This window comes from Enterobacter cloacae complex sp. 2022EL-00788 (assembly GCF_026627565.1).
GTDB lineage: Bacteria > Pseudomonadota > Gammaproteobacteria > Enterobacterales > Enterobacteriaceae > Enterobacter > Enterobacter pasteurii.
This window is the reverse complement of record NZ_JAPNMC010000007.1, coordinates 112,431-123,753: the sequence shown is the minus strand read 5'-3', so window position 1 is coordinate 123,753 and position 11,323 is coordinate 112,431. Positions and strand designations below refer to the sequence as shown.

The window sequence follows — 11,323 nt, the reverse complement described above, 5'->3', positions numbered from 1 at the left end:
CACGCTGGGCAAGAAGAATAAGGAGTCATCGATGTCTACACTGAAACCTGCACTCATCGCGCTTTCACTGATGCTGGCCGTTCCCATGGCGGTACAGGCAGCCGAGATCACCCTCGTGCCTGCGGTAAAACTGCACATTGGCGATCGGGACAATAGCGGGCACTACTGGGATGGCGGACGCTGGCGCGACCATGACTGGTGGAAGGCACACTATGACTGGCGCGATAACCGCTGGCGTCCGCATGATGAACGACGCGACCGTCACGACCATCACCGTCATGACGAGCGTCGTCCGGGGCCGGACCGCAAACACCATTAACGCAAACCCCGCCAGCTGGCGGGGTTTGGCTTTACTGCTCGTGGCGCTTAAACACCAGCTCGTTTTTCCCTGACGATGCTTCATCAAAGAAATAGCCTTCGCTGTTGAATCCGGTAAGCTGCTCCGGCTTCGTCAGGCGGTTTTGAATGATGTAGCGGCTCATCAGGCCGCGCGCTTTTTTGGCGTAGAAGCTGATGACTTTGAATTTGCCGTTCTTCTCGTCGAGGAACACCGGCTTGATAATGTCCGCATTCAGCTTTTTCGGCTTCACCGATTTGAAGTACTCATCGGAGGCCAGATTAATCACCACGTTATCGCCCTGAGCCTGGAGCGCCGCGTTAAGCGTCCCGGTGATGATATCGCCCCAGAAATGATACAGATCCTTGCCTTTGGCGTTTTCGAGGCGGATACCCATCTCCAGACGATACGGCTGCATCAGATCCAGCGGGCGCAGCACGCCGTACAGGCCGGACAGCATGCGCAGATGCTGCTGGGCAAAATCGAAGTCCGCTTCGCTAAACGTTTCTGCCTGCAGGCCGGCATACACGTCACCTTTGAAGGCCAGCAGCGCCTGGCGGGCGTTGGCCGGCGTGAAGTCCGGCTGCCACTCATGGAAGCGGGTGGCGTTCAGGTCTGCGAGTTTATCGCTGATGCCCATCAGCGAGGCGATCTGCGGGGCGGACAGCTTACGCGCCTCGCGGATCAGCTGTTGTGAATAATCCAGCAGTTCTGGCTGGGTATAGCGCTCGGTGGCGAGCGGGCTCTGGTAGTCGAGCGTTTTTGCAGGTGAAATCAGAATCAGCATATCCAGTCCTTGCAGGAAATTTAGAGCGACTTTAACAAAAAATCGCCCTGAATTGATCGATAGCTGTTATTGCCGCGGCAAATCATCCCAGGTGCCGGGAGCGAGTTGCGACTCAATTTCGGGATAGCGCGAGGCGTCAAAGACGGGCGGAACGCCGAGCTTGCGCTGGCGCAGGTAATCGCGCGCGATGAGCGTCACAACGGGCGACAGGAGCAAAATTGCCGTCAGGTTGGTGATGGCCATCAGCGCCATGATGACGTCCGCCAGCTGCCAGACCATCGGCATGCTGAGCATGGAGCCGACGATCACCATCACCAGCACCCCCGCGCGAAGCACAGTGCGGCTAAGGCGGGAATTGACGTTCAGGAAGATAAGATTGTTTTCGGCATAGATATAGTTCACCGCAATGGAGCTGAAGGCGAAAAGCCCCAGCACGAGCGCGACAAGGCCCGCACCCCATCCGCCGACGTGGCTGACCAGCGCCTGTTGTACCCAGTGAATGCCGGCCGTGCCGGACGGTTGCTGAACGGCATCGGCCAGCAGCATTATCATCGCGCTGGCGGAGCAGATAACAATCGTGTCCGTGAAGACGCCAATCATCTGCACAATGCCCTGCGCGGCGGGGTGCGGAGGCCAGGATGCGGCCGTGGCGGCAGCGTTCGGCGTGGAGCCCATTCCCGCTTCGTTTGAGAACATCCCCCGCTGAAAGCCCGCCGTGAGCGCCTGGCTAATGGTGTAGCCCAGCGCGCCGGAGGCCGCTTCGCGCCAGCCGAACGCGCTTTTGAAGATGGTGGCGATGACGTTAGGCACCTCATCGATATGGATCGCGCACACCAGCAGGCTGGTGGACACCCACAGCAGCGCCATAACGGGAACCAGCCACTGCATCAGGCGGGCAACCCCTTTCAGCCCGGTCACAATGGTCAGCAGGGTGAGAAGGGCAAGCGCGCCGCCCGTCAGCCACTCGGGACAGTTGAAGGCAAAGCGCAGCGCGTGGGCGACGGAGTTTGCCTGTACGGTGTTGAATATAAGGCCGTAGGCAATCAGCAAAAAGATCGAGAACAGGACGCCCATCCAGCGCATTCCCAGCCCGCGAGCCATGTACCAGGCGGGGCCGCCGCGAAACTGACCGCTGTCGTCCTTTTCTTTGTAGAGCTGCGCAAGCGAGCACTCGGCAAAGGAGGTGGCCATGCCGATGATGGCCGTGACCCACATCCAGAATACCGCGCCCGGGCCGCCGGCGCCGATTGCCAGCGCTACGCCGGCAAGATTACCGCTGCCGACGCGGGCGGCGAGGCTGGTACAGAGCGCCTGAAAGGAGGTCAGACCGCCCGGTTGCGGAGTGACGCTGTTTTTCAGACTTCTGCCAAACTTGCGGATATAGCGAAACTGAATCAGCCCGCTGCGCCACGTAAACCAGATACCTGCTCCTGAAAGCAGGTATATCATTATCGAACCCCAGAGAACTTCATTGATAAAGAAAAAGAAATCAGGCACTAACGTCCCTCTTGTTGATGCCAACGTGAATATGTAAGCGCTACCACTGATTGGGCATGCCGTTACTTAGCAGCCTGTTAATATTCTGAGTTTATCATACTCTGCCTAAGCGCACTGTCTGCGGTTGCGCTGCCTCTCACTCGTGTTATCATCAGGGCAGACCGGTTACATCCCCCTAACAAGTAAACCTGTCATTTTTCCGCTGCTGGCAAGCTGTCGGTAGTGTGAATTATCCAGGGAACGTTAAAAGAGAAACACTATCATGACGGATAAATTGACCTCCCTTCGTCAGTTCACCACTGTCGTCGCTGACACCGGAGATATCGCGGCAATGAAGCTGTACCAGCCGCAGGATGCCACAACCAACCCTTCTCTGATCCTTAACGCTGCGCAGATCCCTGAGTACCGCAAACTGATCGACGAGGCGGTGACCTGGGCGAAAGCACAGAGCAATGACCGCGCGCAGCAGGTTGTGGATGCCACTGACAAACTGGCAGTGAACATCGGTCTGGAAATTCTGAAACTCGTTCCTGGCCGTATCTCTACCGAAGTAGACGCACGTCTGTCCTACGACACCGAAGCCTCTATCGCCAAAGCAAAACGTCTGATCAAACTGTACAACGATGCTGGCATCAGCAACGACCGCATCCTGATCAAACTGGCCTCTACCTGGCAGGGCATTCGCGCTGCTGAGCAGCTGGAAAAAGAAGGCATCAACTGTAACCTGACCCTGCTGTTCTCCTTCGCGCAGGCGCGTGCGTGTGCTGAAGCAGGCGTATACCTGATTTCTCCGTTCGTGGGCCGTATTCTGGACTGGTACAAAGCCAACACCGACAAGAAAGAGTACGCGGCGTCTGAAGATCCGGGCGTGATTTCCGTAACTGAAATCTACGAATACTACAAGCAGCACGGCTATGAAACCGTTGTTATGGGCGCAAGCTTCCGTAACGTCGGTGAAATCATCGAGCTGGCGGGCTGCGACCGCCTGACCATCGCCCCTGCGCTGCTGAAAGAGCTGGCGGAAAGCGAAGGCGCTATCGAGCGCAAGCTGTCCTACACCGGCGAAGTGAAGGCGCGTCCTGAGCGCATCACCGAATCCGAGTTCCTGTGGCAGCACAACCAGGATCCAATGGCGGTAGACAAACTGGCGGACGGTATCCGTAAGTTTGCTGTCGACCAGGAAAAACTGGAAAAAATGATCGGCGACCTGCTGTAATCATTCCGCGTGACCGGGCTGCCGGTCACGCGTCTTCTCCCTCCGCCTCTGTCTGAAATTCCTCTCTGCGTGTATCATTCCCGTTAATCAGTACTTTTTGGATGAATTGGATATGAATACCTTACGCATCGGCCTGGTGTCGATTTCTGACCGCGCCTCCAGCGGTGTTTATCAGGATAAAGGCATCCCTGCTCTCGAAGAATGGCTGCGCAGCGCGCTGACCACCCCGTTCGAGATCCAGACTCGCCTGATCCCCGACGAGCAGCCGATCATCGAGCAGACCCTGTGTGAGCTGGTGGATGAGATGAGCTGTCACCTCGTGCTGACGACCGGCGGAACCGGCCCCGCGCGCCGCGATGTGACGCCGGACGCAACGCTGGCAATCGCCGATCGTGAAATGCCGGGCTTCGGTGAACAGATGCGGCAGATCGGTCTACACTTTGTCCCGACGGCAATTCTTTCCCGTCAGGTCGGGGTGATCCGCAAGCAGGCGCTGATCCTGAACCTGCCGGGGCAGCCGAAGTCGATCAAAGAGACGCTGGAAGGGTTAAAAGCCGAGGATGGCAGCGTCATTGTTCACGGCATATTCGCGAGTGTACCGTATTGTATACAGTTGCTCGACGGGCCGTACGTGGAAACGGACGACAAGGTGGTAGCAGCATTTCGCCCTAAAAGCGCGCGCCGCGAGACAATATCCTGAAGTTAGCTAAAATGTGACATTTGCGCCAGCCGCAGTAGCGTGTAAATGGATTTACGATATAGTAATTTTTTCTTTACGATTACTGTAAAAAATAATCCACAATACATGCACAATGGTTCGCTATGTCACATAACACCCGACCTCTGAATCGCCAGGACTACAAAACCCTTACGCTCGCCGCCCTGGGCGGCGCGCTGGAGTTTTACGACTTCATCATCTTCGTCTTCTTCGCCGCCGTGGTGGGAGCACTGTTCTTCCCGGCGGATATACCGGAATGGCTGCGTCAGGTGCAAACCTTCGGCATTTTCGCCGCCGGGTACCTGGCGCGCCCGCTGGGCGGTATTGTGATGGCGCACTTCGGCGATCTGGTGGGGCGTAAGAAGATGTTTACCCTCAGTATTCTGCTGATGGCCGTGCCGACGCTGGCCATTGGCCTGCTGCCGACCTATGACTCAATGGGCATTATCGCCCCGCTATTGCTGCTGCTGATGCGTATTCTTCAGGGGGCGGCGATTGGCGGAGAAGTGCCGGGCGCCTGGGTATTTGTCGCTGAGCACGTCCCGGCGCGCCGCATCGGTATTGCTTGCGGAACCCTGACCGCAGGGCTGACGATTGGGATCCTGCTTGGCTCCGTGGTCGCAACCATCATCAATACCAGCATGACGCAGCAGGCCGTTCACGACTGGGGCTGGCGTATTCCTTTCCTGCTGGGCGGGGCGTTTGGCCTGGTGGCAATGTATCTGCGCCGTTGGCTGCAGGAGACGCCGATATTCCTGGAAATGCAGCAGCGCAAGGCGCTGGCCCGGGAGCTGCCGGTGAAGACGGTGGTGGTGCGGCATAAAAAAGCGGTGGTGGTGTCGATGCTGCTGACCTGGCTGCTGTCGGCGGGTATCGTGGTGGTGATTTTAATGTCGCCGGTCTGGCTGCAAAAGCAGTACGGCTTCGCCCCTGCCGTGACGCTACAGGCGAACAGTATCGCCACCGTTATGCTCTGTTTTGGCTGTCTGGCCGCCGGGCTGGCGGCGGATCGTTTCGGGGCCAGCGTGACCTTTATTGTCGGCAGCCTGCTGCTGGCCGCGTCGAGCTGGGCGTTCTACCATCTTGCGGGCAGCCATCCTGAACAGCTGTTCCTGCTGTACGGCATCGTGGGGCTGTGCGTGGGCGTGGTGGGCGCCGTACCGTACGTGATGGTGCGCGCGTTTCCGCCTGAGGTTCGCTTCACCGGGATCTCTTTCTCTTATAACGTCTCGTATGCCATTTTTGGTGGGCTGACGCCGATTGTGGTCACGGTACTGATGGGCGTGTCACCCCTGGCGCCTGCCTGGTACGTGCTGGCGTTATCGCTGATGGGGCTGGTACTGGGGATTTGGCTGCGCCAGTCAGAGGGATGTCGTGCCCGCGAGGCGGACACGACAGAGGGATCAGTGTTTTTCACCAATCGGTAAAATGGTGCGGCCGAACTGCTCGTTCAGCACTTCACCCATTGCCAGGTAGATAGCGCTTGCGCCGCACACCAGGCCAATCCAGCCGGCAACGTGAACGATGCCTTCGTTATCCGCCAGGTGGCCAACTGCCAGCAGGGCGAACAGTACGGTCAGGCTCAGGAAGACGAACTGGAGCGCGCGGTTGCCTTTTAACGTGCCGAAGAACATGAACAGGGTGAACACGCCCCACAGGCCCAGGTACACGCCCAGGAAGTGGGCGTTTGCCGCATCCGCCAGGCCCATTTTTGGCATCAGCAGAATCGCGACCAGGGTCAGCCAGAACGAACCGTAAGAGGTGAAGGCGGTTAAGCCGAAGGTGTTGCCTTTCTTATATTCCAGCAGGCCCGCGAAGATTTGTGCGATACCGCCGTAAAAAATGCCCATCGCCAGGATAATGCCGTCCATCGGGAACATCCCGATATTGTGCAGGTTCAGCAGAATGGTGGTCATGCCAAAACCCATCAGGCCCAGCGGAGCCGGATTAGCCAACTTAGTGTTGCCCATAAGTCCTCAAAAAATCATCATCAAAATGGTGAAATGGTTAAACCCGCGTCAATTCTCCCTGACGGGGCGCGGCATCATAATGGGCGGCATCGACGCCGTCTATGATCTCATCAGGGTGAAATTAAAATTTTTTTATGTCTCCCCCTTGATGGATGACGTTGCGACCCCATCTTGTAAGCAACCGCAGTGTGTGGACCTGAAAAAAATCAAATCTGGGCAGTTGAAAAAGCACGTTCTGCCCTTATTACAGGTACACAACCACATGTTGACTGAATTTTTAGTGGAGACGTTTAGATGGGTAAAATTATTGGTATCGACCTGGGTACTACCAACTCTTGTGTAGCGATTATGGATGGCACTACTGCACGTGTGCTGGAGAACGCCGAGGGCGATCGCACCACGCCTTCTATCATTGCTTATACCCAGGATGGTGAAACTCTGGTTGGTCAGCCGGCTAAACGTCAGGCAGTGACAAACCCGCAAAACACCCTGTTTGCGATCAAACGCCTGATTGGCCGCCGCTTCCAGGACGAAGAAGTTCAGCGTGACGTTTCTATCATGCCTTACAAAATCATCGCAGCAGATAACGGCGATGCATGGCTTGATGTGAAAGGCACCAAAACTGCACCGCCGCAGATTTCTGCTGAAGTGCTGAAAAAAATGAAGAAAACCGCGGAAGATTACCTGGGTGAGCCGGTAACTGAAGCTGTTATCACCGTTCCAGCCTACTTCAACGATGCTCAGCGTCAGGCAACCAAAGATGCTGGCCGTATCGCAGGTCTGGAAGTCAAACGTATCATCAACGAACCAACCGCCGCTGCACTGGCTTACGGTCTGGATAAAGAAGTTGGCAACCGTACTATCGCGGTTTACGACCTGGGTGGTGGTACTTTCGATATCTCTATTATCGAAATCGACGACGTTGACGGCGAAAAAACCTTCGAAGTTCTGGCAACCAACGGTGATACCCACCTGGGTGGTGAAGACTTCGATACTCGTCTCATCAACTACCTCGTTGACGAGTTCAAGAAAGATCAGGGCATTGACCTGCGTAACGACCCGCTGGCCATGCAGCGCCTGAAAGAAGCGGCTGAGAAAGCGAAGATCGAACTGTCTTCCGCTCAGCAGACCGACGTGAACCTGCCGTACATCACCGCAGACGCGACCGGTCCGAAACACATGAACATTAAAGTGACCCGTGCGAAACTGGAAAGCCTGGTAGAAGACCTGGTTAACCGTTCTATCGAGCCGCTGAAAGTTGCACTGCAGGACGCTGGCCTGTCCGTGTCTGACATTCAGGACGTTATCCTGGTAGGTGGTCAGACCCGTATGCCAATGGTTCAGAAGAAAGTAGCTGAATTCTTTGGCAAAGAGCCGCGTAAAGACGTGAACCCGGACGAAGCGGTTGCTATCGGTGCTGCGGTTCAGGGTGGTGTACTGACGGGTGAAGTGAAAGACGTACTGCTGCTGGACGTTACCCCGCTGTCCCTGGGTATCGAAACCATGGGCGGTGTGATGACTCCGCTCATCAACAAAAACACCACTATCCCAACGAAACACAGCCAGGTGTTCTCTACCGCTGAAGACAACCAGTCTGCGGTAACCATCCATGTGATTCAGGGTGAGCGTAAGCGTGCGGCGGATAACAAATCTCTGGGTCAGTTCAACCTGGACGGTATCAACCCGGCTCCGCGCGGCATGCCTCAGATCGAAGTAACCTTCGACATCGATGCTGACGGTATCCTGCACGTGTCTGCGAAAGACAAAAACAGCGGTAAAGAGCAGAAGATCACCATCAAGGCATCTTCTGGCCTGAACGAAGCGGAAATCGAAAAAATGGTTCGTGATGCCGAAGCTAACGCGGAATCCGACCGTAAGTTCGAAGAGCTGGTTCAGACCCGTAACCAGGGTGACCATCTGCTGCACAGCACCCGTAAGCAGGTTGAGGAAGCGGGCGATAAACTGCCAGCGGAAGACAAAACGGCTATCGAAACTGCACTGAGCGCGCTGGAAACGTCTCTGAAAGGCGAAGACAAAGCGGATATCGAAGCGAAGATGCAGGAGCTGGCACAGGTTTCTCAGAAGCTGATGGAAATCGCTCAGCAGCAGCACGCACAGCAGCAGGCGGGCGCTGATGCTTCCCAGAACAACGCGAAAGACGACGACGTTGTCGACGCTGAGTTCGAAGAAGTGAAAGATAAAAAATAATCGCCCTGATGCAGGGTAATTAATCGGCACGGGCGTAGGAGAACTCTCCACGCCCGTGCTCGCATGTTAAGGGGCTTAAAAAAACCAATGGCAAAGCAAGACTATTACGAGATTTTAGGCGTTCCGAAAACTGCGGAAGAGCGTGAAATCAAAAAGGCATATAAGCGCCTGGCCATGAAGTATCACCCGGACCGCAATCAGGGTGATAAAGAGGCTGAAGCTAAATTTAAAGAAATTAAAGAAGCCTACGAAGTCCTGACCGATTCACAAAAACGTGCGGCCTATGACCAGTACGGTCACGCAGCCTTTGAACAGGGCGGCATGGGCGGCGGTGGATTTGGTGGCGGCGGCTTCGGCGGCGGCGCTGATTTCAGCGATATCTTTGGTGATGTGTTCGGCGACATCTTCGGCGGTGGGCGTGGTCGTCAGCGCGCGGCGCGCGGCGCAGACCTGCGCTACAACATGGAGCTGACGCTGGAAGAAGCGGTTCGTGGCGTCACCAAAGAGATCCGTATCCCGACGCTGGAAGAGTGTGACGTTTGCCACGGCAGCGGCGCGAAAGCGGGGACTCAGCCACAGACCTGTCCAACCTGTCACGGTTCCGGTCAGGTGCAGATGCGCCAGGGCTTCTTCGCGGTACAGCAGGCCTGTCCACACTGTCATGGTCGCGGTACGCTGATTAAAGATCCGTGCAACAAGTGTCACGGTCACGGTCGCGTTGAGAAAACCAAAACCCTGTCCGTTAAGATCCCGGGAGGCGTTGATACGGGCGACCGCATCCGCCTGGCAGGCGAGGGTGAAGCCGGCGAGCACGGCGCACCGGCAGGCGATCTGTACGTTCAGGTACAGGTGAAACAGCACGCCATTTTCGAGCGTGAAGGTAACAACCTGTACTGCGAAGTGCCGATCAACTTTGCGATGGCGGCGCTGGGCGGCGAAATCGAAGTGCCGACGCTGGACGGGCGCGTGAACCTGAAAGTGCCTGGTGAAACGCAGACCGGCAAGCTGTTCCGCATGCGCGGCAAAGGCGTTAAATCCGTTCGCGGTGGCGCGCAGGGCGACCTGCTATGCCGCGTGGTGGTGGAAACGCCGGTCGGCCTGAATGACAAGCAGAAACAGCTGCTGAAAGAGCTACAGGAGAGCTTTGGCGGCCCAACGGGCGAGAAAAACAGCCCACGCTCCAAAAGCTTCTTCGATGGCGTCAAAAAATTCTTCGACGATTTGACCCGCTAAACCGCCAGCTGGTTACTATCCTTTAAAGCCCGGAAGCGATTCCGGGCTTTTTTATTTCTGGCTTAAATGCTCGGTTAAACTGAGTTTATCTTCAATATTAATCTGTTTTTACCGATTTGTTTGCGCTGATATTATGGTTTTATCGAGGTATTGTTGTAAAAGAGAGAATTAACGTGAAATTACTACACCGTTTCTTTAGCAGTGAGGCATCCGGCGGCGTTATCCTGATAATCGCTGCTGCGGCCGCCATGTTGCTTGCCAACATGGGCATGACCCGCGATCTCTATCACGCATTTCTGGAAACCCCCGTCGAGCTTAAGGTCGGGCCGCTGGAGATTAACAAGAACATGCTGCTGTGGATCAACGATGCGCTGATGGCGGTGTTCTTCCTGCTGGTGGGGCTGGAGGTCAAACGTGAGCTGGTGATTGGCTCGCTTGCCAGCCGTCAGCGGGCGGCGTTTCCGGTGATCGCTGCGATTGGCGGGATGGTGGTGCCGGCGCTGCTGTTCCTCGCGTTTGCCTGGCAGGATCCGATTGCGCGTGACGGCTGGGCGATCCCGGCTGCAACGGATATCGCGTTTGCCCTTGGGGTGCTGGCCTTGCTCGGAAGCCGCGTCCCCGCAGCACTCAAAATTTTCCTGATGGCGCTGGCGATTATCGATGACCTCGGCGCTATCGTGATTATCGCGCTGTTCTACACCAGCGAGCTGTCGATTCTGTCGCTGAGCGTGGCGGCAGTGGCGATTGCGGCGCTGGCGCTGATGAACATCTTTAACGTCCGACGCACCGGTATCTATATTCTGGTGGGCATGGTGCTGTGGACGGCGGTGCTGAAATCCGGCGTGCACGCCACGCTGGCCGGCGTCATCGTTGGTTTCTTTATCCCGCTGAAGGAGCAGGATGGCAAATCACCTGCCGGACAGCTGGAACACGTGCTTCACCCGTGGGTTGGCTTTATGATCCTGCCGCTGTTTGCGTTTGCCAACGCGGGCGTTTCCCTTGGCGGGGTTACGCTGGAGGGGCTCACCTCCGTGCTGCCGCTGGGTATTATTGCCGGGCTGTTTATCGGCAAGCCGCTGGGGATCAGCCTGTTCTGCTGGCTGGCGCTGAAGCTGAAGCTGGCGTCATTGCCAAACGGGACCTCGTTTAGTCAGATTATGGCGGTCGGCGTGCTGTGCGGTATTGGATTTACCATGTCGATCTTTATCTCGACGCTGGCGTTTGGCGCAAACGCGCCCGAGCTTATCGTCTGGGCGAAGCTGGGCATTCTCATCGGGTCGTTACTGGCCGCGGTGGTGGGTTATACCTTATTGAAGGTTAAGCTGTCCGGACAGGCTGTCCGGGCATAACGGGAGCC

At 56.4% G+C, this 11,323-nt stretch carries 10 protein-coding genes; 7 read left to right on the top strand and 3 right to left on the bottom strand.

Going from position 1 to position 11,323, the window contains the following annotated elements:
- Window positions 1-31 precede the first annotated feature (31 nt).
- On the top strand, window positions 32-319 hold the full coding sequence (locus OWK27_RS12935) for a DUF2502 domain-containing protein (protein ID WP_148420026.1): 288 nt from the start codon (window positions 32-34) through the stop codon (window positions 317-319).
- Window positions 320-350: 31 nt separating this feature from the next.
- Here OWK27_RS12935 and yaaA read toward each other — a convergent pair whose 3' ends face one another.
- Window positions 351-1,124, bottom strand: coding sequence for a peroxide stress protein YaaA (yaaA, locus tag OWK27_RS12930; RefSeq protein WP_267590514.1), 774 nt, complete (start codon window positions 1,122-1,124; stop codon window positions 351-353).
- Between the two features lie 66 nt (window positions 1,125-1,190).
- On the bottom strand, window positions 1,191-2,621 hold the full coding sequence (locus OWK27_RS12925) for an alanine/glycine:cation symporter family protein (protein WP_148420028.1): 1,431 nt from the start codon (window positions 2,619-2,621) through the stop codon (window positions 1,191-1,193).
- Window positions 2,622-2,883: 262 nt separating this feature from the next.
- Between OWK27_RS12925 and tal the strand changes: the two genes are divergently transcribed.
- From tal to OWK27_RS12910, 3 genes are all read left to right on the top strand, one after another.
- The gene (gene tal / locus OWK27_RS12920; RefSeq protein ID WP_148420029.1) at window positions 2,884-3,837 is read left to right on the top strand and encodes a transaldolase; all 954 of its coding nucleotides are present in this window, start codon (window positions 2,884-2,886) and stop codon (window positions 3,835-3,837) included.
- A gap of 112 nt (window positions 3,838-3,949) precedes the next feature.
- Window positions 3,950-4,537, top strand: a complete 588-nt coding sequence (gene mog, locus OWK27_RS12915; protein WP_176608742.1) for a molybdopterin adenylyltransferase — start codon at window positions 3,950-3,952, stop codon at window positions 4,535-4,537.
- Window positions 4,538-4,659: 122 nt separating this feature from the next.
- Window positions 4,660-5,982, top strand: a complete 1,323-nt coding sequence (locus OWK27_RS12910) for an MFS transporter (protein WP_148420031.1) — start codon at window positions 4,660-4,662, stop codon at window positions 5,980-5,982.
- Here the strand turns inward: OWK27_RS12910 and satP are convergent.
- On the bottom strand, window positions 5,959-6,525 hold the full coding sequence (satP, locus tag OWK27_RS12905; RefSeq protein WP_148420032.1) for an acetate uptake transporter: 567 nt from the start codon (window positions 6,523-6,525) through the stop codon (window positions 5,959-5,961). The genes OWK27_RS12910 and satP overlap by 24 nt on opposite strands.
- 294 nt (window positions 6,526-6,819) lie before the next feature.
- On the opposite strand from satP, the gene dnaK reads away from it, so the two are divergent.
- From dnaK to nhaA, 3 genes are all read left to right on the top strand, one after another.
- On the top strand, window positions 6,820-8,733 hold the full coding sequence (dnaK, locus tag OWK27_RS12900) for a molecular chaperone DnaK (RefSeq protein ID WP_006810169.1): 1,914 nt from the start codon (window positions 6,820-6,822) through the stop codon (window positions 8,731-8,733).
- Window positions 8,734-8,820: 87 nt separating this feature from the next.
- Window positions 8,821-9,966 (top strand): molecular chaperone DnaJ, encoded by a 1,146-nt coding sequence (gene dnaJ / locus OWK27_RS12895; protein ID WP_267590513.1) that lies wholly within the window; start codon window positions 8,821-8,823, stop codon window positions 9,964-9,966.
- Window positions 9,967-10,139: 173 nt separating this feature from the next.
- On the top strand, window positions 10,140-11,315 hold the full coding sequence (nhaA, locus tag OWK27_RS12890; protein ID WP_176608740.1) for a Na+/H+ antiporter NhaA: 1,176 nt from the start codon (window positions 10,140-10,142) through the stop codon (window positions 11,313-11,315).
- Window positions 11,316-11,323 lie beyond the last annotated feature (8 nt).

What these genes read in the sequence shown, in the direction of transcription:
- OWK27_RS12910 (WP_148420031.1), top strand. Translation starts at nt 4,660, where the DNA reads ATGTCACATAACACCCGACCTCTGAATCGCCAGGACTACAAAACCCTT.
- tal (WP_148420029.1), top strand. Translation starts at nt 2,884, where the DNA reads ATGACGGATAAATTGACCTCCCTTCGTCAGTTCACCACTGTCGTCGCT.
- dnaK (WP_006810169.1), top strand. Translation starts at nt 6,820, where the DNA reads ATGGGTAAAATTATTGGTATCGACCTGGGTACTACCAACTCTTGTGTA.
- OWK27_RS12935 (WP_148420026.1), top strand. Translation starts at nt 32, where the DNA reads ATGTCTACACTGAAACCTGCACTCATCGCGCTTTCACTGATGCTGGCC.
- mog (WP_176608742.1), top strand. Translation starts at nt 3,950, where the DNA reads ATGAATACCTTACGCATCGGCCTGGTGTCGATTTCTGACCGCGCCTCC.
- satP (WP_148420032.1), bottom strand. Translation starts at nt 6,525, where the DNA reads ATGGGCAACACTAAGTTGGCTAATCCGGCTCCGCTGGGCCTGATGGGT.
- yaaA (WP_267590514.1), bottom strand. Translation starts at nt 1,124, where the DNA reads ATGCTGATTCTGATTTCACCTGCAAAAACGCTCGACTACCAGAGCCCG.
- dnaJ (WP_267590513.1), top strand. Translation starts at nt 8,821, where the DNA reads ATGGCAAAGCAAGACTATTACGAGATTTTAGGCGTTCCGAAAACTGCG.